The 26,164-nt window shown below is 67.2% G+C and carries 24 protein-coding genes and 1 tRNA gene; 19 read left to right on the top strand and 6 right to left on the bottom strand.

Annotated elements, in window-relative coordinates; genetic code table 11:
• Positions 1-107 precede the first annotated feature (107 nt).
• Positions 108-950 carry an archaetidylserine decarboxylase gene (asd, locus tag ACW5IY_RS15645; RefSeq protein ID WP_049436790.1) on the bottom strand — a complete coding sequence of 281 codons (843 nt, stop codon included), beginning with the start codon at positions 948-950 and terminating at the stop codon, positions 108-110.
• A complete protein-coding gene (locus tag ACW5IY_RS15640; RefSeq protein ID WP_010483041.1) occupies positions 947-1,597 on the bottom strand; it encodes an SCO family protein in 651 nt (216 codons plus the stop codon). The genes asd and ACW5IY_RS15640 overlap by 4 nt, the downstream gene beginning before the upstream one ends.
• 122 nt (positions 1,598-1,719) lie before the next feature.
• Between ACW5IY_RS15640 and prmB the strand changes: the two genes are divergently transcribed.
• The 10 genes from prmB to ACW5IY_RS15590 all read left to right on the top strand — a co-directional run bounded on the left by prmB (position 1,720) and on the right by ACW5IY_RS15590 (position 12,715).
• Complete coding sequence (gene prmB / locus ACW5IY_RS15635; RefSeq protein ID WP_010483043.1) at positions 1,720-2,649, top strand: 50S ribosomal protein L3 N(5)-glutamine methyltransferase; 930 nt, start codon at positions 1,720-1,722, stop codon at positions 2,647-2,649.
• Positions 2,646-3,749, top strand: coding sequence for a chorismate synthase (aroC, locus tag ACW5IY_RS15630; protein WP_049436789.1), 1,104 nt, complete (start codon positions 2,646-2,648; stop codon positions 3,747-3,749). Before prmB ends, aroC begins: the two co-directional genes overlap by 4 nt.
• Complete coding sequence (locus ACW5IY_RS15625) at positions 3,742-4,779, top strand: 2-hydroxyacid dehydrogenase (RefSeq protein WP_049436788.1); 1,038 nt, start codon at positions 3,742-3,744, stop codon at positions 4,777-4,779. The genes aroC and ACW5IY_RS15625 overlap by 8 nt, the downstream gene beginning before the upstream one ends.
• 92 nt (positions 4,780-4,871) lie before the next feature.
• Complete coding sequence (locus ACW5IY_RS15620) at positions 4,872-5,900, top strand: aspartate-semialdehyde dehydrogenase (RefSeq protein ID WP_049436787.1); 1,029 nt, start codon at positions 4,872-4,874, stop codon at positions 5,898-5,900.
• Between the two features lie 130 nt (positions 5,901-6,030).
• Complete coding sequence (locus ACW5IY_RS15615; RefSeq protein ID WP_049436786.1) at positions 6,031-8,097, top strand: FimV/HubP family polar landmark protein; 2,067 nt, start codon at positions 6,031-6,033, stop codon at positions 8,095-8,097.
• Positions 8,098-8,123: 26 nt separating this feature from the next.
• Positions 8,124-8,486, top strand: a complete 363-nt coding sequence (locus ACW5IY_RS15610; protein ID WP_032952441.1) for a VOC family protein — start codon at positions 8,124-8,126, stop codon at positions 8,484-8,486.
• Positions 8,487-8,518: 32 nt separating this feature from the next.
• The gene (gene truA / locus ACW5IY_RS15605; RefSeq protein ID WP_049398724.1) at positions 8,519-9,289 is read left to right on the top strand and encodes a tRNA pseudouridine(38-40) synthase TruA; all 771 of its coding nucleotides are present in this window, start codon (positions 8,519-8,521) and stop codon (positions 9,287-9,289) included.
• Entirely contained in the window at positions 9,286-9,942 is a 657-nt protein-coding gene (locus ACW5IY_RS15600) for a phosphoribosylanthranilate isomerase (protein WP_019660598.1), read from the top strand. The genes truA and ACW5IY_RS15600 overlap by 4 nt, the downstream gene beginning before the upstream one ends.
• A 187-nt stretch (positions 9,943-10,129) precedes the next feature.
• The gene (locus ACW5IY_RS15595; protein WP_100049987.1) at positions 10,130-10,807 is read left to right on the top strand and encodes a hypothetical protein; all 678 of its coding nucleotides are present in this window, start codon (positions 10,130-10,132) and stop codon (positions 10,805-10,807) included.
• Between the two features lie 48 nt (positions 10,808-10,855).
• Positions 10,856-12,715, top strand: a complete 1,860-nt coding sequence (locus ACW5IY_RS15590) for a C40 family peptidase (RefSeq protein ID WP_100049988.1) — start codon at positions 10,856-10,858, stop codon at positions 12,713-12,715.
• 48 nt (positions 12,716-12,763) lie between these two features.
• On the opposite strand, the gene ACW5IY_RS15585 is transcribed toward ACW5IY_RS15590, so the two are convergent.
• Complete coding sequence (locus tag ACW5IY_RS15585) at positions 12,764-13,651, bottom strand: LysR family transcriptional regulator (RefSeq protein WP_049436785.1); 888 nt, start codon at positions 13,649-13,651, stop codon at positions 12,764-12,766.
• A gap of 96 nt (positions 13,652-13,747) precedes the next feature.
• On the opposite strand from ACW5IY_RS15585, the gene trpB reads away from it, so the two are divergent.
• The 5 genes from trpB (at position 13,748) to glmM (ending at position 18,902) form a co-directional block, all read left to right on the top strand.
• On the top strand, positions 13,748-14,965 hold the full coding sequence (gene trpB / locus ACW5IY_RS15580) for a tryptophan synthase subunit beta (protein ID WP_019336660.1): 1,218 nt from the start codon (positions 13,748-13,750) through the stop codon (positions 14,963-14,965).
• Positions 14,962-15,639 carry a hypothetical protein gene (locus ACW5IY_RS15575; RefSeq protein WP_049436784.1) on the top strand — a complete coding sequence of 226 codons (678 nt, stop codon included), beginning with the start codon at positions 14,962-14,964 and terminating at the stop codon, positions 15,637-15,639. The genes trpB and ACW5IY_RS15575 overlap by 4 nt, the downstream gene beginning before the upstream one ends.
• Before the next feature lies 1 nt (position 15,640).
• On the top strand, positions 15,641-16,450 hold the full coding sequence (gene trpA / locus ACW5IY_RS15570) for a tryptophan synthase subunit alpha (RefSeq protein ID WP_049436783.1): 810 nt from the start codon (positions 15,641-15,643) through the stop codon (positions 16,448-16,450).
• Between the two features lie 215 nt (positions 16,451-16,665).
• Positions 16,666-17,541: an acetyl-CoA carboxylase, carboxyltransferase subunit beta gene (accD, locus tag ACW5IY_RS15565; RefSeq protein WP_005410473.1), complete on the top strand. Its 876-nt coding sequence runs from the start codon at positions 16,666-16,668 to the stop codon at positions 17,539-17,541.
• Positions 17,541-18,902: a phosphoglucosamine mutase gene (gene glmM / locus ACW5IY_RS15560; protein WP_010483073.1), complete on the top strand. Its 1,362-nt coding sequence runs from the start codon at positions 17,541-17,543 to the stop codon at positions 18,900-18,902. Before accD ends, glmM begins: the two co-directional genes overlap by 1 nt.
• Positions 18,903-18,980: 78 nt before the next feature.
• Here the strand turns inward: glmM and ACW5IY_RS15555 are convergent, their stop codons facing one another.
• Genes ACW5IY_RS15555 through ACW5IY_RS15545 form a run of 3 tightly spaced genes read right to left on the bottom strand, consistent with a single transcriptional unit; the run spans position 18,981 to position 22,883 of the window.
• Complete coding sequence (locus ACW5IY_RS15555; protein WP_010483075.1) at positions 18,981-19,838, bottom strand: polysaccharide deacetylase family protein; 858 nt, start codon at positions 19,836-19,838, stop codon at positions 18,981-18,983.
• Entirely contained in the window at positions 19,831-20,976 is a 1,146-nt protein-coding gene (locus tag ACW5IY_RS15550) for a glycosyltransferase family 4 protein (RefSeq protein ID WP_049436782.1), read from the bottom strand. Before ACW5IY_RS15550 ends, ACW5IY_RS15555 begins: the two co-directional genes overlap by 8 nt.
• A 20-nt stretch (positions 20,977-20,996) precedes the next feature.
• Positions 20,997-22,883 (bottom strand): DUF3413 domain-containing protein, encoded by a 1,887-nt coding sequence (locus ACW5IY_RS15545; RefSeq protein ID WP_049436781.1) that lies wholly within the window; start codon positions 22,881-22,883, stop codon positions 20,997-20,999.
• Positions 22,884-23,077: 194 nt separating this feature from the next.
• On the opposite strand from ACW5IY_RS15545, the gene ACW5IY_RS15540 reads away from it, so the two are divergent.
• The 4 genes from ACW5IY_RS15540 (at position 23,078) to ACW5IY_RS15525 (ending at position 26,061) form a co-directional block, all read left to right on the top strand.
• Positions 23,078-24,013, top strand: coding sequence for an isopenicillin N synthase family dioxygenase (locus ACW5IY_RS15540; protein ID WP_032128257.1), 936 nt, complete (start codon positions 23,078-23,080; stop codon positions 24,011-24,013).
• A gap of 687 nt (positions 24,014-24,700) precedes the next feature.
• Positions 24,701-25,456 (top strand): triose-phosphate isomerase, encoded by a 756-nt coding sequence (gene tpiA / locus ACW5IY_RS15535; RefSeq protein WP_049437078.1) that lies wholly within the window; start codon positions 24,701-24,703, stop codon positions 25,454-25,456.
• Positions 25,457-25,487: 31 nt separating this feature from the next.
• Entirely contained in the window at positions 25,488-25,925 is a 438-nt protein-coding gene (gene secG / locus ACW5IY_RS15530; RefSeq protein ID WP_010486424.1) for a preprotein translocase subunit SecG, read from the top strand.
• Between the two features lie 51 nt (positions 25,926-25,976).
• Positions 25,977-26,061, top strand: a tRNA-Leu gene (locus ACW5IY_RS15525).
• The last annotated feature ends 103 nt before the right edge of the window (positions 26,062-26,164 follow it).

The following is a 26,164-nucleotide window of genomic DNA, read 5'->3' as shown; positions in this document are numbered from 1 at the left end:
CTGGCCGGCATTCCGTTGATTCCCTCCACGCATGGCGTGGATAAAGGGGACGGAGGGGATTAAGTCGTTTATGCATAAACGACTTAATCCCCTCCGTCCCCTTTTTGTCAGCGCAGCTTCGCCAGCGCCTGGCCCAGCTGCACCGGGCTTTCGGCGCCCAGCTGCGGGGCGAACTCGGCCACGCCCGGCGGCAGCAGCACGATCACGGTCGAACCGTAGTTGAAGCGCGCCATCTCGGCGAAGCGCTCCAGCTGGATGCCCTGGCCGCGGTAGTCCTTGCGGGTGATGCGGTCACCGTAGGCCGGGATCTCCTCGCCACTCCACACGGTTTCCACGCCGGACACCAGCAGCGCACCGACCATCACACTCACCATCGGGCCGAAGCTGGTATCGAAGTGGCAGACCAGACGCTCGTTGCGGGCGAACAGGCGCGGCACGCCGTTCACTGCGGCCGGGCCGACGCTGAACAGGCGGCCCGGCACGTGCACGGTCTCACGCAGGGTGCCGGTCCACGGCATGTGCACGCGGTGGTAATCGCGCGGCGACAGGTACACGGTGGCGTACAGGCCGTCGTTGTACGGCTTGGCGTCTTCGTCGCTGCCCAGTAGTTCGGCGGCGGTGAACGACTGGCCTTTGGCCTGGAAGATCCGGCCGGCCTCGATCTTCCCCAGCTGGCTGATGCGGCCGTCGGCCGGCATCACCAGGCTGCGCGGATCGGCATCGGCCACGCGCGCGCCCGGCTTCAGCGCACGCGTGAAGAACTGGTTGAAGGTGGCATAGCTGCGCGGGTCCGGGTTGGCCGCTTCGTCCAGGTTGACGTTGAACTTGCGGGTGACGGTGTCGATCAGCCAGCGCGACACGCGCGGATCGTCCGAGTACGCCAGCGAACGCGCCATCGAGGACAGCAGGCGGTGGGGCAGGGCGTACGTCAGGGCGGTGGTGAGGCTCATGGGGCGGTTTTCTCGGTCAGCTTCTGCAGGTCGCGGGCAATGGCCGGCGCGTTGAACGGGGGCCGCACCAGGCCGGCAAGGCGGCCCTGCGGGTCGAGCACGGCCAGGCTGGCCGAGTGCTCGACGGTGTAATCCTCGGGGTTCTCGTCGAAGTGCTTGCCCGGCACCTTCTGGAACACGAAACCCAGCGAAGTGGCAAAGCGCTCCAGCGACGGGATATCGGCGGTGGCGGCCAGGGTGTCCTTGTGGAAGCCGTGCACGTACTCGCCCAGGCGTGTGGCACTGTCACGGTCCGGGTCGACCGAGATGAACAGCACGCGCGGGCGCAGGCTGTCGGGCAGGGCCTCCCACTGGTTCTGCGCGCCGGCCAGCTCGGCCAGAGTGGTGGGGCAGACGTCGGGGCAGAAGGTGAAGCCCAGGAACACCAGGGTCCAGTGGCCCTTCAGCTCGCCCGGAATCAGGCGGGTGCCGTCGGACTGGGCCAGGTTGAAGTCGGGCAGTTCGCGCGGCTGCGGGTACAGCGTGATCGCTTCGGTGGCCGGGGCGTTGGCCGGCGGCTTCGGCGCGAACACCTGCTGGGCGGCCAGCAGGCCGAGACCCGCCGCCAGGGCGATCAGCAGGATGATGCCGGCGTTGCGATTGAACATGGGAGCCCCCGCGCGAAGTGGGCTCCATCATACCGGCTGCGGCCCGATCGTTTCTGCCGCAACGGATGCCGCCGCGGGCGCCAGCCCCTATAATCGGGGGCCACTTTGCCCGCAGTACCGCCATGACCGCTGAAACGGCCGCCGAACTCCACACGATCATCGATCTGATCCGCTACGGCACCAGCCGTTTCAACGAAGCCGGACTGACCTTCGGGCACAGCTACGACAACGCGCTGGATGAGGCCACCCAGCTGGTGCTGCACAGCCTGCACCTGCCGCACGACCTCGGCCCGGCGTACGGCCAGGCGCGCCTGCTGCAGGCCGAGAAGCTGCGCGTGCTGGAACTGTTCCAGCGCCGCATCGACGAACGCATCCCGGCCGCCTACCTGACCGGCGAGGCCTGGTTCGCCGGCCTGAGTTTCAAGAGCGACAAGCGCGCCCTGGTGCCGCGCTCGCCGATCGCCGAACTGATCGAATGCGGCTTCGAGCCGTGGCTGGCCGGCCGCGATGTCAGCCGCGCGCTGGACCTGTGCACCGGTTCGGGCTGCATCGCCATCGCCATGGGCCATTACTACCCGAACTGGGAAGTGGATGGCGTCGACCTCAGCGACGACGCGCTGTCGCTGGCCGAAGAGAACAAGGAACGCCTGCAGGCGCACAACGTCACCCTGCTCAAGTCGGACCTGTTCAACGGCCTGACCGGCCGCCACTACGACCTGATCGTCACCAACCCGCCGTACGTCACCAACGACGAGACCGATGCCCTGCCGCAGGAATACTCCTACGAGCCGGAGATGGGTCTGCGTGCCGGCGATGACGGCCTGGACCTGGTGCTGAAGATCCTGCGCGATGCCCCGCTGCACCTGAGCGAAGACGGTCTGCTGATCTGTGAAGTGGGCGAGTCCGAACAGCATCTGGTCAAGCTGCTGCCGGAAGTCGATTTCGCCTGGATCGAGTTCAAGGTTGGCCAGATGGGCATCTTCGCGGTCGAGTGCCGCGAACTGATCGCCCACAGCGCCCGCATCACCGAACTGGCGGCGCAGCGCCCGTGAGCTCCAATTCGTTCGGCAAGCTGTTCACCGTCACCACGTTCGGCGAGTCGCACGGGCCGGCCATTGGCTGCGTGATCGATGGTTGCCCGCCGGGGCTGGCGCTGGACGCGGCCGAATTCGCCCACGACCTGCAGCGTCGCGCAACCGGCAAGAGCCGGCACACCTCGGCGCGTCGCGAAGCCGATGAGGTCGAGATCCTGTCCGGCGTGTACGAGGGCCTGACCACCGGCACGCCGATCGCGCTGCTGATCCGAAACACCGACCAGCGCAGCAAGGACTACGCCAACATCGGCCAGCAGTTCCGGCCGGGTCATGCCGACTACAGCTACTGGCACAAGTACGGCATCCGCGACCCGCGCGGTGGCGGCCGTTCCTCGGCACGCGAGACCACCATGCGCGTGGCCGCCGGCGTGGTCGCCAAGAAGTGGCTGGCCGAGCGCTTCGGCGTGACCGTGCGTGGCTACCTGTCGCAGCTGGGCGACATCACGCCGGCCGGTTTCGACTGGTCGGCGGTGGAAGATAATCCGTTCTTCTGGCCGCACGCCGCACAGATGCCGGAACTGGAGGCGTACATGGATGCGCTGCGCAAGTCCGGTGATTCGGTCGGTGCGCGCGTGGACGTGGTCGCCGACAACGTGCCGCCGGGCTGGGGCGAGCCGATCTACGGCAAGCTCGATGGCGAACTGGCCGCCGCGCTGATGAGCATCAACGCGGTGAAGGGTGTGGAGATCGGTGACGGTTTCGCCAGCGCAGCGCAGAAGGGCACCGAGCACCGTGACCTGCTGACCCCGCAGGGCTTCGCCAGCAACCATGCCGGCGGCATCCTCGGTGGCATTTCCACCGGCCAGCCGGTGGTCGCCTCGATCGCGTTGAAGCCGACCTCCAGCCTGCGCCTGCCGGGCCCGTCGCTGGACACGGCCGGCAACGTGGTCGAGGTGGTCACCACCGGCCGCCATGATCCCTGCGTCGGCATCCGTGCCACCCCGATCGCCGAGGCGATGGTGGCGATGGTGCTGATGGACCAGGCGCTGCGTCATCGCGCGCAGTGTGGCGATGTCGGCACGATCACCCCGCGCATTCCCGGGCAGATCGATGGCTGACACGCGGCCGACGGTGTGGGTGAGCCAGCCGCTGATCGACGCGGCCATCGCGCCGTTGCGCGATCGCGTACAGCTGCGCAGCACCGACACCGTCACCGCCTGGTCGCCCGCCCAGATCGCCGAACAGCTGGCCAGCGCCGACGGCGCCATCATCACCCTCAACGAGCGCATTGGTGTGGCCCAGGTGGCCGACGCCGCACAGTTGCAGGTGATTGCCAATGTCGGCGTCGGCTACAACAACCTGGATGTCGACGCGCTCAGTGCGGCCGGCATCCTCGCCAGCAACACGCCGGACGTCCTGACCGAGACCACCGCCGATCTCGGCTTCGCGTTGCTGATGGCCACTGCACGCCGCATCACTGAATCCGAGCGCTGGCTGCGCGAAGGGCAGTGGCAGCAGTGGTCGTTCCAGACCATGCTCGGCGCGGATGTCCACGGCAGCACGCTGGGCATCCTTGGCATGGGCCGCATCGGCCAGGGCATCGCCCGCCGCGGTGCGCATGGTTTCGGCATGAAGGTGCTTTACCACAACCGCTCGCAGCTGCCCGCCGCGACCGAGGCCGAGGTGGGGGCCCGTTACGTTGACCTGGACACGCTGCTGGCGCAGTCCGATCACCTGCTGCTGGTGCTGCCGTATACCCCGGCCTCGCACCACCTGATTGATGCCGCCGCGCTGGCGAAGATGAAGCCGTCGGCGACGCTGGTGAACATCGCCCGCGGTGGCCTGGTCGATGAGATCGCGCTGGCCGATGCGCTGGCCAACGGTCGCCTTGCCGCTGCCGGCCTGGATGTCTACGAAGGCGAGCCGAAGGTGCGCCCCGAACTGCTGGCGCTGCGCAATGTCGTGCTGACTCCGCATATCGGCAGCGCCTCGCTGGCCACGCGCACGGCGATGGTACAGCTGGCCGTGGATAATCTGGTTGCCGGGCTAGGCCTGGACGGCGGCCCGTTGCGCATGCCGAGCGCGATCAACGCTGACGCGGCGATGGCCGCGCGCGTGACTCTGGGCAAAAAAACCGGGAAACGATAGGGAACCTCCGCGCGCCCCGCTTGAGGAGGTTCCCCGAACCCAGCTGTCGTGCGTGTTTCTTCCCCATTCCCGTTTTCGTGAGAGTTTCCCCCATGAGCAATGCACAGCGCAGTTTCCACGTCGCCGTCGTCGGTGCCACCGGTGCGGTCGGCGAGACCATGTTGTCGATCCTGGCCGAGCGTGATTTCCCGGTCGGTACCCTGAGCGTTCTCGCTTCCGAGCGTTCGGCCGGCGGCGAGATCGAGTTCAACGGCCAGAAGGTCAAGGTCCAGGACCTGGCTACCTTTGACCCGAGCGGCGTCGAGATCGCCCTGTTCTCGGCCGGCGGCAGCGTGTCCAAGGAATACGCGCCGAAGTTCGCAGCAGCGGGCGCTGTGGTGATCGACAACTCCTCGGCCTTCCGTTACGACGATGACGTGCCGCTGGTGGTGTCCGAGGTCAACCCGGAGCAGGTCGCCAACCGTCCGCGCGGCATCATCGCCAACCCGAACTGCTCGACCATGCAGATGCTGGTGGCACTGGCACCGCTGCACCGCAAGTACGGCATCGAGCGCATCAACGTCTCCACCTACCAGTCGGTGTCTGGCGGCGGCCGTTCGGCAACCGAGGAACTGGGCAAGCAGACCGGCCAGCTGCTGAGCTTCCAGGAGATCGATCCGCAGCGCTTCCCGGTGCAGATCGCCTTCAACCTGATCCCGCACATCGATGACTTCCAGGACAACGGTTTCACCAAGGAAGAGATGAAGCTGATCTGGGAGACCCGCAAGATCCTCGGCGACGACAGCATCCTGGTGAACCCGACCGCTGTGCGCGTGCCGGTGTTCTACGGCCACTCCGAATCGGTGGCGATCGAAACCCGCGACAAGGTGACCGTGGCCGAAGCGCGCGCGCTGCTGGAACAGTCGGCGGGCGTGGAAGTGGTGGACCGCCATGAAGCCGGTGGTTATCCGACTCCGGTCACCCACGCCTCGGGCACCGATGCGGTGTATGTCGGCCGTATCCGTGAGGACCTGTCGCACCCGCGCGGCCTGAACCTGTGGATCGTGTCGGACAACGTGCGCAAGGGCGCGGCGTTGAATGCCGTGCAGCTGGCCGAGCTGGTCGCCGCCGAGCAGCGCTGATGGAGAGGCCGGGCAATGCCCGGCCTTTTCTGTAGAGCCGAGCCCACGCTCGGCTCAGGCCATGCAGCCGAGCATGGGCTCGGCTCTACATGGGTGCGGACCCCGGTCCGCACGCTTTATAGTGTCGCCCATGAATAAACGGGCCAAGGGCGCAAAGCGCCCGCTCACCTATCTGTCCGCCGCACTGCTCGCCTTGGCCAGCAGTTCGGCGCTCGCCCTGGGGTTGGGTGACATCCGGGTCCTGTCCAAGCCGGGCCAGCCCCTGCTGGCTGAAATCCCGGTGGTCTCGGCCGATCCGTCCGAGCTGGAAAACCTGCGCGTGGCGCTGGCCTCACCGGTCACATTCGAACGTGTCGGCCTGCAGCGGCCAACCGGACTGGTCAGCGAACTGCAGTTCGAACTGACCCGCGACACGCAGGGCAGGGCAGTGGTGCGCGTCACCTCGCAGGCGCCGGTGGAGACGCCGTCGCTGAGCTTCCTGATTGAAGCCGACTGGGGTCAGGGCCGCCTGGTGCGCGAGTACTCGGCGCTGGTCGATGCGCCGCCCAGTGCGCTGGCCGTGGCCGAGCCGGAGATCGTCGCGCCGGCCGGCACGCTCTCCAATACCATCGTGCGCGAACCTGCACCGACTTCAGCTTCGGCAACGGTGCCGGCAGCAGAGACGCCCACTGCGCCGCCACCTGCGGTGGTGCCTGCATCGGCACGCCCGCGTGCGGCCTCCGCGCCGATTGCTGCACCAGCGGCCGATGGCAGCATCACCGTGCAGCGCGGGCAGACCCTGTCGCAGATCGCCAGTGCAGTGGCACGTGGCAACCAGGTCAGTCGCGACCGCGCGATGATCGCCCTGCTGCGTGCCAATCCCGAAGCCTTCATCCGGGGCAACGTCAACCTGCTCAAGCAGGGGGCGGTGCTGCGCATGCCAGGCAGTGATGCGCTTGCTGCGGTCGACGCTGCCGAAGCGGCGGCGCTCGTGCGCGAGCACGCTGCGCAATGGCGGCAGGCGCGTACCGTACCGCAACCCGCGGGTACCGTCGCCGCGGTCGCCAAGGCCGCAACCACGAACGCTTCTTCCCCGGCTGCCGCCAACGGGGCACGACTTGAGATCGCTCCGGCGCTGGCGTCCGACGCCGCGCACGCGGGCACAACCACCGGCACCGCTGCCGGCAGCGAGGGTGACATGCTGGGCAACGAACAACTGCGCCAAGCGCGTGAGGACATCGCCACCCGCGATGCCGAGATCGGCGAGCTGAAGCAGCGCGTGGCCGACCTGGAAAAACTCAAGGAACAGCAGCAGTCGCTGATCGCGATGAAGGACAACGACCTGGCCGCCGCGCAGCAGCGCCTGGCGCAGGCACCGGATGCCCGCGATGCGGCAACGCCGTGGTACTGGCTGGGGCTGCCGGTACTGCTGCTAGCGGCGGGCGCGGCCTGGCTGCTGCGTCGTCGCAAGCCGTCGCCGCTGCCGCCGCTGCGCGAGGAAGACGATGCCGCCGGCCTGACCGCGGCGGTGCCGGCGGGTGCGGCGCTGGATACGCTGGCCGAGCAGTCCTCATGGTCGTCGGCTGTTGCCGACAACGGCCGCCAGGAACCGGCGATGCCCGCCTGGGCGACCGAAACCGAAGTGCATGACGTGGTGGTCGCCGAACCCGTTGCCGAGGACCTGGCGCGGGCCGACTGGCAGGCCGACGCGCTGCGCGACGAGGACGCGGTGGCATTGCCTGAAGCGGTGACCGATCTGCCGCGCTGGGACGATCACGCAACCACCGGCGACGAGGTTGTCGCCGCCGAGCCGCTGCAGGACGAACGCGTTGTACCGCAGGCGCCGGCCGAAGTGGCGGTGCCGGACTACGCACTGCATGCCGAACAGCAGCCGCAGTTCCGTGGAGTGTTCGATCTGCCGGCCGACACGCATGAGAACGAGGCTCCGGTGGACGCCGCCCGTCGCGAAGCCATCGACGGCATCGACCATGGCACCGTCGAGGCCTCTCATTCCGACGCCATCGCGTCGAGCGCGGCCGTGCCTGCCGGCGACGCGGGCTGGTCGCCACGTGCCGGCCAGGAGCGCCTGGAACTGGCCATTGCCTACCTCGATCTGGGCGACGCGCAGACTGCGCGCACCCTGTTGCTGGAAGTCGCCGAAGGCGGTGACCTGCACAGCCAGGCCCAGGCCCGCGAACTGCTGGCGCGCCTGCCGTGACCGAACCTGCCGACAAGGACCTTGCCATGAGCCGCGAACGCCGCATCGACTACGTTGAATTCGCGTCCAGCGACCCGGCCGCCAGCCGTGCCTTCTTCGAGAAGGTGTTCGACTGGTCGTTCGTCGACTACGGCAGCGACTACACGGCGTTCGACGATGGCCGCCTGCAGGGCGGCTTCTTCCGTGGCCAGCCGCAGCGGGCCAGCGACAGCGGTGCACCGCTGCTGGTGCTGTATGCCGACCAACTGGCACCGGTCGAGGCCGCCGTACGCGACGCCGGCGGCGAGATCGTGCGCCCGGTGTTCTCCTTCCCCGGTGGCAGTCGCTTCCAGTTCGTCGAGCCCGGTGGCAACGAACTGGCGGTCTGGTCCGAACGCGATCCGGCCTGAGCGCCGCCCCATCCGCAACATCGAGGTAGCACATGCGTTATGCGCTTGGCGTCGAGTACGACGGCAGCGATTTCAGGGGCTGGCAGAACCTGGGCGAGGGTGGTCCCAGCGTGCAGGCCAGCCTCGAGCAGGCCCTGTCATCGGTGGCTGATGCGCCGCTGCAGGTGGTCTGCGCCGGCCGCACCGATGCCGGCGTGCACGGCCAGTGCCAGGTCGTGCATTTCGATACCGACGTGGTGCGCGATCCGCGCGCCTGGATGCTCGGCACCACCACCCGCCTGCCGCGCTCGATCGCAGTGCGCTGGTGCGTGCCGGTGGCCGATGATTTCCACGCCCGCTTTTCCGCACGTGCGCGCCGCTACCGCTATCGGCTGCTCAACCGCGAGGTGCGGCCGGCACTGGACCGGCAGACCCTGAGCTGGGAGCGCCGGGCGCTGGACGAGACCCTGATGCACGCCGCCGGCCAGGCCCTGCTTGGCGAGAACGACTTCAGCGCGTTCCGTTCGGTGCAGTGCCAGGCGCTGCATGCGCGGCGTGAACTGCAGTCGTTGCAGGTCAGCCGCCATGGCGAAGTGATCGAAGTCGCAGTACGTGGCAATGCATTTCTTCATCACATGGTCCGCAATATCGTCGGATCGTTGATCCTGGTGGGCAGCGGTGAAAAACCGGTGGAATGGATCGCCGAACTGCTGGCCGGGCGCGACCGCACCGTAGCTGGTCCCACCGCACCGCCGCAGGGCCTGGTGTTCCTTGGGCCCCTGTACCCCGACAACTGGCATCTGCCCGCCGAGGTCACGCTATGAGCCGTTCCTACTACCGTACGCGCATCAAGTTCTGTGGAATGACCCGTGCCGGCGACGTCCGCCTGGCCGGTGAGCTGGGCGTGGACGCAGTGGGTTTCATCTTTGCCCGCGAGAGCAGCCGCCGGGTCGCACCGGCTGAGGCCCGCGCGATGCGCCAGGCGATCGCACCGATGGTCGACGTGGTGGCGCTGTTCCGCAACAACAGCAAGGAAGAAGTGCGCGAGGTGCTGCGTACGGTACGTCCGACCCTGCTGCAGTTCCACGGCGAGGAAGACGAGAGCTTCTGCCGCAGCTTCAACATGCCGTACCTGAAGGCGATCGCCATGGGGGGCCGTGAAGAGGTCAACGCCCGCACCCTGCAGTTGCGCTACCCCAGCGCTGCCGGCTTCCTGTTCGACAGCCACGCCCCGGGAGGCGGTGGCGGCACCGGCGTGGCATTCGACTGGGGCCGCGTTCCGACCGGATTGCACCGGCCGTTCCTGCTGGCCGGGGGCCTGAACCCGGAAAACGTCTACGACGCCGTGCTGGCGACGCTGCCGTGGGGCGTGGACGTCTCCAGTGGCATCGAACTGGAACCGGGCATCAAGGACGGCTACAAGATGCGCACCTTCGTCGAGGAAGTGCGTCGCGCGGATTGCACCGTTCTGGAGTGATCTGCGCCACCTGAGTGTGATGGGAGTCACGCTTCCGGGCGATTCAGGTTCCAGCGCCAAAAAGTCGACACCCCCCGAACATCTGATCGGACACAATGCGCCCAGCCTTACCTGGCCGGGTGCGATGCCGTGTGCGTGTCGCTAGCCGCACCCTTGAGATACGACTTACCTTTCGAACGAGGACGCAATGGATATGCCCCATCTTTCTTCCCACCGTCTCCGCCTGGCCCGCCTGACGCTCGTGCCCGGCCTGCTGCTCGCCTTGGGCGCGTGTGCGGCCGGTGACTCATCCGCCCCGACAGCATCGGCACCGGCCGCTGCCACACCGGCGGCCGCACCTGCCGCAGTGCCGGCCACAGCTCCGGCTGCCGACGGCCTGGCTGCGCTGATCCAGGCCAGTGGCGTGAAATGCAGCAACGCCAGTACGGGCAGCGGCTGCACGGCCGGTGATGTGGACAGCGGTGATTTCTACGATGTTGAACTGTTGCCGGACTGTGGCGACCAGGGTTTCTTTGCCGGCGTAGCCGACGCCAAGGGCGTGGAGACGTTGAATGCGGTGCCATCCACCGGCAGCAAGGCCAGCGTGACCGCGAAGCTGTCGAAGGGGCAGCTGGTCTGCGTGCAGGGCATCGGGCGCACCGGACAGAATCCCCTGTTCTATTACGTCGTTGCGGTTCCCGCTGCGACGGTCGGCAAGTGCAAGGGCAACACGTTGTGTGACACCTATGGCGACAGGCCGATCACTGGCTTGGCCAGCACAGGGGGCGAGGCCTGCCATGCGGCGGCGCCGGGACGTTACGCCGGGAACTGCGCACAGGGCTGGGTCAGTGCGGACGTGCTCGACGTGTTTTCCAACGGAATGTAATCACCGCCAGGGGAGCGGTCCAATCAACTACTGGCAAAGGAACAGCTCATGTCGGATCCAAAAATCACCCGGCTGGTCAGCAGCGTAGGTACCACGCGCACGCTGGAAATGGACGATGGCAGTGTCATCGAACGATCAGGTGGCAGCGTCTCGTGGCGCAACAACAATCCTGGCAATCTCAAGTTCGAATTCGCCGGCAGCGCGGACAAGACGGTGACCAATCCGCGTACCCGCGAGCAGGCGCTGGAATCGGCGCAGGGGCGCTACAAGGGCGTGGTCGATCTCGACCAATGGGGCAACGCGGTCTTCGAAAGCTATGAAGCGGGCCGGGTGGCGAAGATCCAGCTGCTCGAACGCCGGTTCGGCGACAAGACCGTGGAGGAAATGCTGCCGAGCTACTCCACGAAGGATTACAGCGGCACCACCCACCACAAGGAGCAGGCGGCCACCATCTATGCCGAAGGCGATCGCCAGGGTGTCGATCTGCGCTCGAAGACCGTCGGCCAGATGAGCGTGCGCGAGCGTGAAGTGCTGGCCGACGGCATCCGCCGTTTCGAGGGCTGGCAGCCGGGTGAGGTTGCCACGCAGCAGCCACCCACGCGCGCACAGGCGGCCACGCCCGTGCAGACCCAGGCCCAAACGCAGGTACAGACGCCTTCGGCAGCTGCGCCCGCGGCGGGCCAGGCCGCGGCTGCAGTTGGCAGTGCCGCGCTCTACAACGAGGCCTATCAGCATTTCATGGCCTCGGGCCGCCAGTACGAATACGGGCGCCCCGACCATCCGCGTCCCGGTCGCGACAGCAGCCGGCTGGAGCGTGACCTCGATGGTGACGGACGCTTCGGCGTGGATTGCTCGGCATTCGTATGGCGTGGCCTGAAGAACGCAGGTTACGACGTGCGTGGCGAGAACGCCGCAGGGTTCACTACCTCGACGCTGTTCAATGGCGCGAACACGACCGCTTACGCACGCGAGCATTTCGATGTGACCTCGGCTGCCGAAGCACGCAAGCCGAACGGATCGCTGAAGCAGGGCGATATCCTGATGTTCTCCTCGTCGCAGGGCCAGCATGTCGGTATTTTCAAAGGCTACGACGCGCAGGGAAACATCCAGTTCATCGGCTCGCAGGGAAGCACCGGGCCGGCCGAAGTCACCATCCGGCCGGGCGGGTACTGGGATGGCGGAAGCACCCGCATCGTTGGTGCGCTGACACCGAAGCCGGAATTCCAGGTGCGCGCGCCGCTGCATGGCAATGGCGAACCTGCGCTGTCCCGGCCTGGCGCCACCGTGCAGCCGGCTGCATCACACCCGGCGGCCACCAGCGAGGTGATGAAGCAGGGGCAGCGTGGCACCGACGTGCAGGCGTTGCAGCAGACCCTCAATCAGCTCGGCGTGCGTGATGCGCAGGGCCATCGGTTGTCGGAGGATGGCCGTTTCGGTGACCACACCCGCGAAGCGGTGATCGCGTTCCAGAAGCAGCAGGGGCTGGCGGCCGATGGAATTGTCGGTCGCCAGACCACAGCCGCACTGGCGGCGGGCCGTGCGCAGGGCCATGAACCTGCAGCGGCTGCACCGAAGGGGCCGTCGCTGAACGATGCATCGCATCCGGACCACGCACTGCACAACGCCGTCCGCAGCAAGCTTCCCAGCGTGTTTTCCGATGAGGCTGCGGCCAATATCACCCTGCATGCAAAGCAGAACGGTATCGACGCGGCCGACAAGCTGCAGAGCATCACGGTGCAGGATGGCAAGGCGTTCGTGATGGGCACGACGCCGGGCTTCCGCACCGCCGTCGATCTGGCCCAGGCGCCGCCGTCACTGGAGCAGACCAGTGCCAAGCTGCTGGCAGATCCGTCGCACCAGCAGCAGGTGCATGAGGAGCAACAGCGGGTCGCGATGGGCGGTCGCTGAGGCCTGCGTTGCGGGCTCCGGGAGGTGAATGCCGCCCGGGGCCTCGTCTCATCGCAGTTGCGCTGCAGCCCAGTCGGCCAGGGCGTCCACCCGTGCATCGGCCGGGCCATCCGGCCGCGCCAGCACCCAGAAGCCGCCGGTGGCGGCAAACCCCCACGGTGCGACCAGCCGGCCTGCTGCCAGATCTTCGGCCACCAGCGGCTCGGGCGCGATCGCCGGGCCCAGCCCGGCGACTGCTGCTTCCAGCAGGTAATAGAGATGTTCGAAAGCGGTGCCCAGCTGCAACTTTGATGGGTCCAGGCGATGTGCCTGCGCCCATGCCGGCCACGCCTGTGGCCGCGAGCTGGTGTGCAGCACTGTTTCCTGCAGCAGTGCCGAGGGCGGTGCCTGCCGCAGGCGCTGCGCCGCCGGATGTGACGGGGCCACCACCACGCCAACCCGCTCCGGTGCCAGCTCGCGGACCTGCCAGCCCCGTGGCCACGGACCCTGCGCCAGCAGCAGCACGGCGTCCAGCGCCGCCTGCGCTTCGGTGAAACTGCCATCCAGCGCCGACCACTGCAGGCGCACGCCGGGCAGGGCGGCCTGCAGCACGGGCAGGCGCGGAATCATCCAGCGCGCCAGTACGCTGCCGCTGCAGCCCAGTACCAGTGCTGGGGAGGCCGCTGGCCGGCGCAGCTCGCGCACGCAGTCCTCGATCCCGCCGAAGGCCTCGCTGCACGCCGCCTGCAGGCGGGTGCCGGCCGCTGTCAGTCGCAGCCCGCGACCGGCACGCTGGAACAGCGCCAGGCCGAGATGGTCTTCCAGCAGCTTCAGTTGCCGGCTGACCGCGCCGTGGGTGACGTGCAGGTCCTGTGCGGCGCGGCCCACGCCACCGAGGCGTGCGGTGGCCTCGAACGCGCGCAGTGCATTGAGCGGCGGAAGCAGGGAACGGCTCATGTGAGATTTCCTGACGATATGCGCCAGATAATATCCATTTTCCGGTCACGACCCGTGCGCTAGAGTATCCACCTGTCTGAACCACCGGTCGTATCCATGTCTGCCTCCCCCATTGCCGACTACCACGCCTTCCCGGATGCCCAGGGTCACTTCGGCCGCTACGGCGGCAGTTTCGTTGCCGAAACCCTGGTCGGCCCGCTGCAGGAACTGGCCCAGGCCTATGACCAGGCCCGCCAGGACCCCGAATTCCAGGCGGCCTATGACCGCGACCTGGCGCACTACGTGGGCCGGCCGAGCCCGATCTATCACGCCCAGCGCCTGAGCGATCACGTCGGCGGCGCGCAGATCCTGCTCAAGCGCGAGGACCTGAACCACACCGGCGCGCACAAGATCAACAACACCATCGGCCAGGCGCTGCTGGCCGCGCGCATGGGCAAGAAGCGCATCATCGCCGAGACCGGTGCCGGCCAGCATGGCGTGGCCAGTGCCACGGTTGCTGCGCGACTGGGCCTGGAATGCGTGGTGTACATGGGTGCCACCGACATCGAGCGGCAGAAGATCAACGTCTACCGCATGAAGCTGCTCGGTGCGACGGTGGTACCGGTCACTTCCGGCTCGGCCACCCTGAAGGACGCGCTCAACGAAGCGATGCGCGACTGGGTGACCAACGTGCAGGATACCTTCTACATCATCGGCACCGTGGCTGGACCGGATCCGTACCCGCGCATGGTGCGTGACTTCAATGCCATCGTCGGCCGCGAAGCGCGTGAGCAGATGCTGGCCGAGTACGGTCGCCTGCCGGATGCGATCACCGCCTGCGTCGGCGGCGGCAGCAATGCCATCGGTCTGTTCCATGCCTTCCTCAACGATCGCCAGGTCGAGATCGTCGGCGCCGAAGCCGCCGGTGATGGCATCAGCACGGGTCGCCATGCCGCCTCCATCGCGGCGGGTCGGCCCGGCGTGCTGCACGGCAACCGCACCTATGTGCTGTGCGATGACGACGGCCAGATCATCGAGACCCACTCCGTGTCGGCCGGCCTGGACTATCCGGGCGTCGGCCCGGAGCACGCGTTCCTGGCCGATACCGGCCGCGCCCGCTATCTCGGCATCACTGACGAGGAAGCGCTGCAGGCCTTCCACCTGCTGGCGCACACCGAAGGCATCCTGCCGGCACTGGAATCCAGCCATGCGCTGGCGCAGGCGATCAAGCTGGCGCGTGAGCGTCCGCGTGACCAGATCGTGCTCTGCAATCTGTCCGGCCGTGGCGACAAGGACGTGCATACCATCGCCGCGCGCGAAGGGCTGGTGCTGTGAGCGCGCTGCTGCGGAACAGTGGTGTGCTGCTGCTGACACTGGGGTTGGCCGCGTGCCAGCCGCCGGAGCCGCCGGTGCTGGCACCGGCCGCCAAAGCCACCACGCAGCCTGTGCAGCAGGCCGCCAACGATGATCTTGACCCGATGGCGCGTACGCCCATTGTCGATGCCCCCTCCGAAGAAGGGACCAGCGGCGATGACGCGCCCGCGGTGGCTTCGGTGGCGCTGGATCATGCCGGTGACGTGCTGGTTGGCCAGCACATGAGTGACCTGAAGGCACAGGGTCCCTGGAAGGCGCAGGGTGCGAGGGAATTCTTCGAAGGCGACTGCGAGTACTACGACGGCAAGGGGCTGCCGCCGGGCGTGTCGATGATGACCGACGACGACCGCGTGGTCCGTTTTGATCTGAAGCCGGGTGATGAGGCGGAACTGCCGGTTGAACAGCCGGGGCCGTTCGGCCTGCGCATCGGCATGACCCGTGCCCAGGCCATGGCCCAGTTCCCGAAACCGCCGGTGTCCAGCCCGCATGCCTACGACGGTGACCAGGGCGAGTACCTCACCTGGCAGGACCCGGGTTCGGACCTGGGCATCCGCCTGGAACTGTTTGAAGGGAAGGTTACCCGGATGTACTGGGGGACCAGCGATGCGATTGAACTGATTGAAGGATGTGCCTGAGATGCCTGTATCCCGACTCGATGCCTGTTTCCAGCGACTGCGCGAGCAGCAGCGCAAGGCGCTGATTCCCTTCATCACTGCTGGTGATCCCTCGCTGGAGGCCACCGTGCCGGTGATGCACGCGCTGGTCGATGCCGGTGCCGACGTGATTGAACTGGGTGTGCCGTTCTCCGACCCGATGGCCGACGGCCCGACCATCCAGCGCAGCTCCGAGCGTGCGCTGGCACGCGGGGCGGGCAGCCGCTACGTGCTGCAGGCCGTGGCGCAGTTCCGCGAGCGCGATGCGCAGACCCCGGTGGTGCTGATGGGCTACCTGAACCCGGTGGAGATCCACGGTTACGCGGACTTCGCCAAGGCCGCCGTGGACGCAGGCGTGGACGGCGTTCTGCTGGTCGACCTGCCACCGGAAGAAGCCGGTGAAGCGCAGCAGGCCTTTGATGCAGCGGGCCTGGCACTGGTCCTGCTGGCCTCGCCGACCACCAGCGAAGCGCGGGCCGACAAGCTGTTGGCACTGGCCCGTGGCTACCTCTACTACGTCAGCTTTGCCGGTGTCACCGGCGCGTCCGAGCGGCTGGACAGTGATGCTGCCAGCGCCCGCCTGCAGGCCCTGCGTGCGCGCGCGTCGGTGCCGGTGGTGGCTGGCTTCGGCATCAAGGATGCCGCCAGTGCGGCGGCGATGGCGCGCCAGGCCGATGGCGTGGTGGTCGGCAGCGCTCTGGTGGCGGTGCTGGCCGAAGCGGGCTCGGCTGAAGAGGCCGCGCAGCGCGCGGGAGCCTTCCTGTCCCCGCTGCGGCAGGCGCTGGACGCGTAACGGTGGTGCCGGCCGCTGGCCGGCATCCGCCTGACGGCTCACATGCAAGGGCTGCCGGCCAGCGGCCGGCACGACCCAGCACCTAAACGTACGTCCCAGCATGGTTTTTTCAGGCTGCCCCGTGGCCGGCAAGGGGGTGCACGGGCGGGGAAAGCGGAGCTAGACTGTCCGCCTTTGCGGCCCTTGGGCCGCCCTGAACGGAAGTGTCCTCCCGCATGAGTTGGCTCAGCAAGTTGATGCCGTCCGGCATCCGCACCGACAACACCCCCAGCAAGAAGCGCAGTGTCCCCGAGGGCCTGTGGGAAAAGTGCAGCAACTGCGGCAGCGCGTTGTACCGTCCGGAACTGGAAGAGAATCTGGAGGTCTGCCCGAAGTGCGGCCACCACATGGCGATCCGCGCGCGTGCGCGCCTGGCCGCCCTGTTCGACGCCGACAGCACCACCGAGATCGGTGCGCGCCTGGGGCCGACCGACCTGCTCAAGTTCAAGGACCAGAAGAAGTACAGCGAGCGCATCAAGATCGCGCAGAAGAACACCGGCGAATATGACGCGCTGATCGCCATGCGCGGCCTGCTCAAGGGCCGTGCGCTGGTGGCCTCGTCGTTCGACTTCGCCTTCATGGGGGGCTCGATGGGCTCGGTGGTGGGTGAGCGTTTCGCGCTGGCCGCCGAAACCGCAGTCGAGATCGGTGCCCCGTACGTGTGCTTCTCGCAGAGTGGCGGCGCGCGCATGCAGGAAGGCCTGTTCTCGCTGATGCAGATGGCCAAGACCTCGGCCGCGCTGGGCAAGCTGCGTGAGGCCGGTCTGCCGTACATCTCGGTGCTGACCCACCCGACCACTGGTGGCGTGTCGGCCTCCTTCGCGATGCTGGGCGACATCAACATCGCCGAGCCGCAGGCGCTGATCGGCTTCGCTGGCCCGCGCGTGATCGAGCAGACCGTGCGCGAAAAGCTGCCGGAAGGCTTCCAGCGTTCGGAGTTCCTGCTGGAGCACGGTGCCATCGACCAGATCTGTGACCGCCGCGAGATGCGTGACCGCCTGTCCGACCTGCTGGCGATGCTGGGCCGTCAGCCGGCGCCGGAGGTGGCTTGATGGGAGGCCGCAAGTACTTCGGTACTGATGGCATCCGTGGGCGGGTCGGCCAGGGCGTGATCTCGGCTGACTTCGTGTTGCGCCTGGGCAACGCCCTGGGCCGTGTCCTGGTCGCCCAGCGCGGCCAGGACGGGCGCAGGCCGATCGTGGTGATCGGCAAGGACACCCGTATTTCCGGTTACATGTTCGAAGCGGCTCTGGAAGCAGGCCTGGTGGCCGCCGGTGCCGACGTGCAGCTGCTCGGCCCGATGCCGACCCCGGCGGTGGCGTTCCTGACCCGCACGCTGGGTGTGGACGCCGGCATCGTCATCAGCGCCTCGCACAACCCGCATTACGACAACGGCATCAAGTTCTTCTCCGCCCAGGGCGAGAAACTCGACGACGCCACCGAACTGGCCCTGGAAGCGGCGCTGGACATTCCGTTCACCACCGCCGAATCGGAGAAGCTGGGCAAGGCTTCGCGCGCGCGCGAAGCGGTCGGCCGCTACATCGAGTTCTGCAAGGCCAGCGTGCCGCGCGCGTTCGACCTGCGTGGCGTGCGCCTGGTACTGGATTGCGCACACGGCGCCACCTACCAGATCGCACCGTTGCTGTTCCGCGAACTGGGTGCCGAAGTGATCGGCATCGGGGCCGAGCCCAATGGCGTCAACATCAACGCCGGCGTGGGCTCCACCCATATCGACAACCTGGCGGCCAAGGTCCGCGAGACCCGCGCCGATCTCGGCATCGCCTTCGATGGTGATGGCGACCGTGTGCTGATGGCCGACGACCAGGGCAACCCGGTCGACGGCGATGACCTGCTGTACATCCTGGCCCGCGCCTGGAAGGACGAAGGCCGCCTGCGCGGCCCGGTGGTCGGCACGCTGATGAGCAACTACGGTGTGGAGAAGGCCTTCGCCGATCTGCAGATCCCGTTCGTGCGCAGCAACGTCGGTGACCGCTACGTGCACCAGGCATTGGTCGAGGGCGGTGGTGTACTCGGTGGCGAAGCCTCGGGCCACTTGCTGTGCCTGGACCGGGCCACCACCGGCGATGGCATAGTCAGCGCCCTGCAGGTGCTGGTCGCGCTGCGCAACAGTGGGCAGACCCTGCGCCAGGCACTGAAGGGCCTGGTACGGGTGCCGCAGAAGACCGTCAACGTGCGCCTGGGCAATGTCTCGGCCAAGGCCACGGTGCAGTCTGAAAGCGTGCAGTCCGCGCTGGCTGTGGCGCAGCAGGCCGTAGCCGGCCGTGGCCGCGCGTTCCTGCGTCCGTCCGGTACCGAGCCGGTGGTGCGGGTCACCGTGGAGGCCGATGACGCCACGCTGATGCAGCAGACGCTGGACCGCTTGTCCGCTGCGGTGCGTGAAGCCGCCAGTTGAGGCGCCTGCCCGTCGGTACAGGAAAAACGCCCCGGAATTCCGGGGCGTTTTCTTTTTGCGGGCAGGGCTGTGTCGCGCCTACGGCCCCGGCACCATCTTTTTCTGGCGTGCCTTGAACCCATTGAACAGCGGCGCGATCAGCGGGTTGTAACTCAGGCGGATGCGCTTGCGCAGCCAGTTGGCCGGCCGGTTGCGGATCGCGAAACGGTAGATGCGTTCCGGGTCGCCGCCGATCACGTTGCGGCCGAACGGGTGGGTGGTGTGCAGGTAGCGGAAGCCCTGCTCGCGCGCCACTTCGATGTGATCCTGGTCGAAATCACCGTACGGCCAGCACAGCGTATCGGACACGTCGCCGAGCTTGTCCTGCAGGACTTCGCGCGAGATCGCCAGATCCCGGCTGAGGCCTGCGCGGCGCTGCGCACGGTCCAGATCGTCGCGGCGCAGCCAGCGGGTATGGGTATGGGTGTGGCAATGCACTTCGAAGGTGCCGGCGGCGATGGCCGCACGTGCTTCGCTCCAGCGCATCATCACATCGTCACTGCGGTCCTGCTCGTAGATCGCCGCTTCGCAGCCACGATGGTCCGGCGTCGGCGGCAGCGTCGCCCCGGCAATGCCGGCGTGCGGACGTTCCGGGCCTTCGCCCATCCAGCCGGTGACCACGAACACCACCGCATGCATGCCGTACTTCTGCAGGATCGGATGGGCATACACCCAGTTGTCGAGGTAGCCATCGTCGAAGGTGATGACGATCGACCTGCGCGGCACCGGCTTGCCGGCCAGGAAGCCTGCGTACTGGTCCAGCGTCAGTGAGGTCCAGCCATTGCCTGCCAGCCACGCGATCTGGCTTTCGAAGTTTTCCGGCGACACGGTGATCATGCCCGGCGAGGGGCTGACATGGTGGTGCATCAGCACCGGAACGGTTCGCGCATCAGCCATGTCCCAGCTCCTTCAGCCACTGGTGGTAGTAATGTTCGGTGGCTTCACCGTGGCCGTCCGGCGTGAAGCGATGTGCGCCGTGCATCCAGTCCCAGCCAGCGCGTCCCATCTGCCGCCGCCGTTCCGGGTCGTCCACCAGCAGGCGCAATGCACCTGTCAGGGCGGCATTGTCACCCAAACGGGTGAGGATCGCATTGCTGCCATCGACCACCATCTCCGGCACGCCACCCACTCGCGTGGCTACGATCGGTACGCCCACGTAAGCCGCTTCCAGGAACACGGTGCCGGCTGCTTCCTTGTGCGAGGCCAGTGCGAAGATGTCGAAGCCGGCCATCAGCCGGCAGGCTCCATCGCGGTAGCCGAGCAGGTGCACCTGGCGCTGCAGCCCGTGCTCGGCGCACATCGCCTGCAGTCGTTCCGTCACGGCCTGGCCATCGCCGACGATCACCAGGTGCAGGTTCGGGTTGGCCTTGCACAGCGGCACCATCGCCTGCATCAGGTCGACATGGCCCTTGGGCTCGCGCAGCACCGCCACGCAGCCGACCACGATGTCCTGTTCACCGAAGCCGAGCTCGGCACGTACTTGCGCGCGCACCTCCTGCAGGCACTGCCAGGGATCGGCCTTGCGGATCTCGCTCCAGCGCGGCGGAACTGCGATCGGCGGCACGATGCCGATGCGCTCGGTCGGAATGCCGCGGTCGGCCAGCAGCTGCTTGACGAAGCTGCTGACGGTCAATACCCGGTGTGGAAGCCCGGTATAGGTCAGCAGCGAATTGACCGGGCTCATCAGATGGCGCGAGCGCACCACCAGCGGCGTGCCGCCCAGGCGTGCACCGGCGGCGGCGATCAGTGCATCGCGGCGGCTGGTGGTGTTGACCACGTCGTAATGTTCGCGGCGCACCAGTCGCGATACCCACCACACGCCACGCAGCAGGCGCGCCAGGCCTCCCATGCGCAGCGTATGCACGGTGAAGCCGTCGTCGCGTGCCAGTGTGGCCAGGCGCGCATCGGGCTGGCACAGCAACGACACCTCATGGCCACGCGCGCGCATCACCTGCATGTGCCGGAAGATGTAGATCTCCTGCCCGCCCATTCCCTTGGCGGCTTCGGTATGTAGGATGCGCAGCGGACGGTTCATGCAGGATCGGCCCTTGAAAATCAGCGGTTGCGGAAGCGGGTCAGCGCTTCCCATGCGGAGCGGATGGCGGCGGCGTCCGGAGCCTGCTGCGGCAGCGGGCGGTAGTGCCGGTCGAGCGCGGTGGCGTTGCCGAACTTGTCGAACACGTAGATGGCATCGCCATGGCGTACCGCGCGCTGCGACCAGCTCTCCACCACCAGCGCACGTTTGCTGGTGGTGGGTGCCGCCAGCAGGTCCTGGCCAGTACTGAAGTCGCTCAATGCGTTCTCGCAGCCCAGTGCGTGGCGCATCAACGTAGGCACCCAGTCCTCATGCGAACTGGTGCGCGTCTCATGGCCGCTGGCCTGGCCGGGCCAGTGCAGCACAAACGGCACCTGCAGCTGGTAGTCGGAGAAGTTGCCGTTGTGGCCCCAGTAGTTCAGCTTGAGGTCGTTGAACTCTTCGGCATGGTCACCGGTGACCAGCACGATGGTGTCGTCGGCCAGGCCTTGCGCGCGAAGGTCGTCCAGCAGCGAGCCGATCAGGCTGTCGGCGTAGTGCACGGCGGTGTGGTAGCGGTTGAGCTCCGGCGTCGGGTCGTGGTCCGGTCCAAAGGACAGGAAGTCGATCTCCTTGGCCATCGGTGTGGCCACCGGCGGGTAGCCGGTGGGCAGGTGGTAGCCGGCGTGGGTGGAGTCGAGGAACACGAAGCCGAACCACGGGTGCTGCGCGGCCTGGCTGGTGCGGATGCCGGTCTGCAGTGCGGCGACGATGGCTGCGTCACGCTTGTCGGGCGTCAGGGCGGAGGGGCCCTGGTGCAGCTGGTCGCGCACGTCGGCGAAGGCCGTGCGATCGAACTCCGGACTGTACAGCGGTGCACTGCCGTACAGGTGCAGGTCGTAGCCCTGCTGGCCCAGCACCTGGAACAGCTGCGAGCCGCGCTGTTCGTCCAGCATGCTCTGCCAGTAGCCGCCGGGCAGGCCGTAGAGCAGGCCGAACAGGCCGTAGCGGGTGGCATTGCCGGTGCTGAAATGCTGGTCGTACACGCGTGCGGTCCGGGCCAGTGCCGTCGTGTTGGGCATCAACTCGGGGGTCATGGCGTCCTGGCGCAGCGACTCCAGCACCACCATCAGCACGTTCGGCCGGTGTGGGTTCTGGCAGCGCAGGGGCTGCAGCGGATACAGCAGCTGCGCATGGCGTGGGTCAGGCAGGCCGGCCTGCTGTTCGCTGACGACCCCGAGCCTGCGCATGAAGCTCTTGGCGGTGATCGGCTGTGCCCAGGGCAGGTAGTTCCACTGCGCGATGACGTCGCGGTCGCCACGGGCATCGTAGTAGGCCGTGGCGACCTGGCCGCCGGCCATCAGCAGTGCAACCACGGCCCAGGCCTGCAGGACCCGGCGGCGGCGCGGCAGAGCAGGCAGCAGCTTCCAGCAGGCCCAGGCCAACAAGCCTTCGGCAGCGAAGATGGCGGCCACCAGCAGTCCAGCCTGCAGCCAGGTTTTCCACGACAACGCGACCTGGTCCTGCAGCGCACCGCCGAACACCATGTTCACGACCATGGCATTGAGGTGGAACCGATACAGAGTGAAAACCTTTGCATCAACCAGCAACAGGCACAGCCACAGGCCCTGCAGCAGCACGGCGCTGATGCTCAGCGTGCGTGCGCTGCGCGGCCACAGGCCCAGCAGCAGCGGCAGCAGGCCGGCAAGGGCGCCGAAGGCCAGCAGGTGGCCGGGCAGGGCGACGGCCAGATAGGCCAGGCCCACGCTGCCACCAGGGTTGTCGGCCAGCGGCACGTTGCCGAGCGTGATCGCCATGGCCAGCAATGCGTTGCCGGCCACGAAAAGCGACCACCAGGCCAGTCGTTGCCAATGGCGTGCCGGGCCGGAGGGCAGGGAGGTGGCGGCAGAAGGAGCAGCAGGGCGCATGAAGGACGGAGGCGGCAGGTGGAACAGGGCGGGAGTCCCGGTTGTGACGGAATCGTTAATCCGCGCGTGGGTTGCGCATTGTATCGGTTTGTTTCTTCGTATCGAGTGGCGTCCCCGGGGCGATCTGTCACAATGTTCAGGTGGGCCATGAATGCGCTGGCCCTCCCAGACCCAACGACAAGCCAGGAACCGCTGTGAGCCAGATCCCCACCCTCGACATCACCCGTTTCGACAGCGACCGCGAGGCCTTCGTGGCCGAGCTGGGCGCGGCCTACCGCCAATGGGGATTCGCGGGCATCCGCAACCACGGCATCCCGCAGGCCGACATCGACGCGGCCTACGATGCCTTCAAGGCCTTCTTCGCCCTGCCGGAGGAGGTCAAGCGCAAGTACCACGTGGCCGGCAGTGGCGGCGCCCGCGGCTATACCCCGTTCGGGGTGGAAACCGCCAAGGGTTCCAAGCACTTCGACCTGAAGGAGTTCTGGCACATCGGTCGTGAAATCGCCGACGACTCCAAGTACCGTGACGTGATGGCGCCGAACCTGTGGCCGACCGAGGTCGAGGGCTTCCGTGAGCGCGGTTACGGCCTGTACCAGGCGCTGGACAACCTGGGTTCGCGCGTGCTGTCGGCGCTGGCCCTGCACATCGGCCTGCCGGAAGACTTCTTCGCCGACAAGACCAACTTCGGCAATTCGATCCTGCGCCCGATCCACTACCCGCCGATCACCACCGACGACATCCCGAACGTGCGTGCCGGTGCCCATGGCGACATCAACTTCATCACCCTGCTGGTCGGTGCCAGCGCCGCGGGCCTGGAAGTGCAGTCGCATGAGGGCGAGTGGGTGCCGTTCACCTCGGACGCGGACACCATCGTGGTCAACATCGGCGACATGCTGCAGCGCCTGACCAACCACGTGTATCCGTCCACGATCCACCGCGTGGTCAATCCCCCGGGTGAGCTGGCGCGCCAGCCGCGTTACTCGGTGCCGTTCTTCCTGCACCCGAACCCCGACTACCTGATCGACGTGCTGCCGTCCTGCATCACCCCGGAGAACCCGAGCCGGTACCCGGAGGCGATCACCGCCCACGGCTTCCTCGAGGAACGCCTGCGCGAGATCAAGCTGAAGTAAAGAGAAGTGAGGCCGCCGAAAGGCGGCCTTCTTCTTTGCAGGGTTGCACCCTGCACCCGCAGAGGCCGAAGCCAAAGCCAAGGCCCAAAGCCAAATCGACTCTGGGTTTCTGCGTGTTGGGCGGGGCGGTGTGGGTTGGCTGGACACACCGTGAACCCGTCCCTGGGGGCTCGATGGCGCCATCCATGGCGCCAACGGTCCTGCCAACCCACACCGCCCCGCCTTCGACAGTCTCCCGGTGACGGTGGGTAGGTGTCGACCTTGGTCGACACGGTAGATCCACGCCATGCGTGGATGAGATCTGTCAGATCGAAGTGGGTAAGGGGGGTGGTCCAGCCGGCAGCCACCCGGAATGCAGCTTTTGCCTTTGCTCTTGCTCTTCTTTTTTCTTTCCGTGGCGGGCAGAGCCGCCGGAATGTGTCAAAGGCCGGGCGGGTGGGGCTGCGCAGGGGCGTGAGCCGCATGGATGCGGCGATCGAGCTTACATGGACGTACTTGCAGCGCCCCCTGCGCAGTCCCACCCGCCCGGCCAAACCCCAGATCTAGCCGGGCTCTCCGCGACCAACCCAACCCCCGCCACGAGGGGCCGCGCCGTTGGCTGAAAATCCATGTAACCGCTTACACGGAAACGGATTTTTGCCGTAACGGGTATCATGACCGGCTGACTTCACACAGGAGCCACCGCTCATGCGCCGCAAGATCGTCGCCGGAAACTGGAAGCTGCATGGCAGCCGTCAATTCGCCAATGAACTGCTGGGGCAGGTGGCCGCCGGGCTGCCGCTGCAGGGGGTGGATGTGGTGATCCTGCCGCCGCTGCCCTACCTGGGGGAGCTGGTCGAGGACTTCGGTGAGACCGGCCTGGCCTTTGGCGCACAGGACGTGAGCAGCAACGAGAAGGGCGCCTACACCGGCGAAGTCTGCGCGGCCATGCTGGTCGAGGTCGGGGCCCGCTATGGCCTGGTCGGCCACTCCGAGCGTCGCCAGTACCACCATGAAAGCAGCGAACTGGTCGCGCGCAAGTTCGCCGCCGCCCAGCACGCCGGCCTGGTGCCGGTGCTGTGCGTAGGCGAGACCCTGGAGCAGCGTGAGGCCGGGCAGACCGAAACGGTCATCGCCAGCCAGCTGGCGCCGGTGCTGGAGCTGGTCGGCGCGGCCGGTTTCGCCAAGGCCGTGGTCGCCTACGAGCCGGTCTGGGCCATCGGTACCGGCCGCACCGCTACCAAGGAGCAGGCGCAGCAGGTGCACGCGTTCATCCGTGGCGAAGTCGCGCGTATCGATGCTAGAATCGCTGATTCACTGCCCATTGTTTACGGCGGTAGCGTGAAGCCCGACAATGCCGGGGAACTGTTCGCGCAGCCGGATGTCGATGGTGGGCTGGTCGGCGGCGCCTCCCTGGTGGCCGCGGACTTCCTGGCCATCGCAAGGGCGGCGGCCGCGAACTAATCCTAGAAGTTTTGTCCGAGGGCGGTTTCCAATGCTGATGTTGATCCTCAATGTCGTCTACGTACTGGTCGCTGTGGCCATGATCGCGCTGATCCTGATGCAGCGTGGTTCGGGTGCGGCGGCGGGTTCGGGCTTTGGTGCCGGTGCCTCGGGTACGGTGTTCGGTGCGCGTGGCGCCTCGAACTTCCTGTCCAAGTCGACCAAGTGGCTGGCTGTCGTGTTCTTCGGCATCAGCCTCTTCATGGCCTGGTATGCCGGTCATGGCAGCCGCCCGGCGGCCGACCAGGATCTGGGTCTGATGTCCGCTCCGGCGGCCGTCGCTCCGGCGGCTCCGGCGGGCGAGCTGCCGGCCGTTCCGAAGGCCGATGCGGTCCCGGCCGCCCCGGTTCCGGCCGCGAATGTGCCGGCTCAGGCGGAATCTTCGGTTTCTGGTGAAGAAAAGCCTTCGGAAGGCTCCCAGAAAGACTGAAGCCGGTTACAATACGCGGCGCATCGGGAAGATAGTCTGATGTGATCGTTTGCCCAGGTGGCGGAATTGGTAGACGCACTACCTTGAGGTGGTAGCGACGCAAGTCGTAGGGGTTCGAGTCCCCTCTTGGGCACCATTTGTAAGTAAAGCGGGTTCGTCTGGCGCGCAAGGCGCCAGGCAGATTCCCGTCCACTCCCCCATGCCAAAGCGCCTGCAGGCGTAGCGGCAGAGGCAAGAGA

The organism is Stenotrophomonas sp. C-A, assembly GCF_054030835.1.
Note: the sequence above shows the minus strand (reverse complement) of the source record. Positions and strands in the feature narration are given on the sequence as shown.

Excerpts from the sequence above, each read along its gene's own strand:
- ACW5IY_RS15615 (WP_049436786.1), top strand. The coding sequence starts at position 6,031 with ATGAATAAACGGGCCAAGGGCGCAAAGCGCCCGCTCACCTATCTGTCC.
- ACW5IY_RS15585 (WP_049436785.1), bottom strand. The coding sequence starts at position 13,651 with ATGAGCCGTTCCCTGCTTCCGCCGCTCAATGCACTGCGCGCGTTCGAG.
- asd (WP_049436790.1), bottom strand. The coding sequence starts at position 950 with ATGAGCCTCACCACCGCCCTGACGTACGCCCTGCCCCACCGCCTGCTG.
- ACW5IY_RS15590 (WP_100049988.1), top strand. The coding sequence starts at position 10,856 with ATGTCGGATCCAAAAATCACCCGGCTGGTCAGCAGCGTAGGTACCACG.
- ACW5IY_RS15550 (WP_049436782.1), bottom strand. The coding sequence starts at position 20,976 with ATGAACCGTCCGCTGCGCATCCTACATACCGAAGCCGCCAAGGGAATG.
- ACW5IY_RS15620 (WP_049436787.1), top strand. The coding sequence starts at position 4,872 with ATGAGCAATGCACAGCGCAGTTTCCACGTCGCCGTCGTCGGTGCCACC.
- tpiA (WP_049437078.1), top strand. The coding sequence starts at position 24,701 with ATGCGCCGCAAGATCGTCGCCGGAAACTGGAAGCTGCATGGCAGCCGT.
- ACW5IY_RS15625 (WP_049436788.1), top strand. The coding sequence starts at position 3,742 with ATGGCTGACACGCGGCCGACGGTGTGGGTGAGCCAGCCGCTGATCGAC.
- glmM (WP_010483073.1), top strand. The coding sequence starts at position 17,541 with ATGGGAGGCCGCAAGTACTTCGGTACTGATGGCATCCGTGGGCGGGTC.
- accD (WP_005410473.1), top strand. The coding sequence starts at position 16,666 with ATGAGTTGGCTCAGCAAGTTGATGCCGTCCGGCATCCGCACCGACAAC.
- prmB (WP_010483043.1), top strand. The coding sequence starts at position 1,720 with ATGACCGCTGAAACGGCCGCCGAACTCCACACGATCATCGATCTGATC.
- truA (WP_049398724.1), top strand. The coding sequence starts at position 8,519 with ATGCGTTATGCGCTTGGCGTCGAGTACGACGGCAGCGATTTCAGGGGC.
- trpB (WP_019336660.1), top strand. The coding sequence starts at position 13,748 with ATGTCTGCCTCCCCCATTGCCGACTACCACGCCTTCCCGGATGCCCAG.
- ACW5IY_RS15640 (WP_010483041.1), bottom strand. The coding sequence starts at position 1,597 with ATGTTCAATCGCAACGCCGGCATCATCCTGCTGATCGCCCTGGCGGCG.
- ACW5IY_RS15545 (WP_049436781.1), bottom strand. The coding sequence starts at position 22,883 with ATGCGCCCTGCTGCTCCTTCTGCCGCCACCTCCCTGCCCTCCGGCCCG.
- trpA (WP_049436783.1), top strand. The coding sequence starts at position 15,641 with ATGCCTGTATCCCGACTCGATGCCTGTTTCCAGCGACTGCGCGAGCAG.
- secG (WP_010486424.1), top strand. The coding sequence starts at position 25,488 with ATGCTGATGTTGATCCTCAATGTCGTCTACGTACTGGTCGCTGTGGCC.
- ACW5IY_RS15600 (WP_019660598.1), top strand. The coding sequence starts at position 9,286 with ATGAGCCGTTCCTACTACCGTACGCGCATCAAGTTCTGTGGAATGACC.
- ACW5IY_RS15595 (WP_100049987.1), top strand. The coding sequence starts at position 10,130 with ATGGATATGCCCCATCTTTCTTCCCACCGTCTCCGCCTGGCCCGCCTG.
- ACW5IY_RS15610 (WP_032952441.1), top strand. The coding sequence starts at position 8,124 with ATGAGCCGCGAACGCCGCATCGACTACGTTGAATTCGCGTCCAGCGAC.
- ACW5IY_RS15555 (WP_010483075.1), bottom strand. The coding sequence starts at position 19,838 with ATGGCTGATGCGCGAACCGTTCCGGTGCTGATGCACCACCATGTCAGC.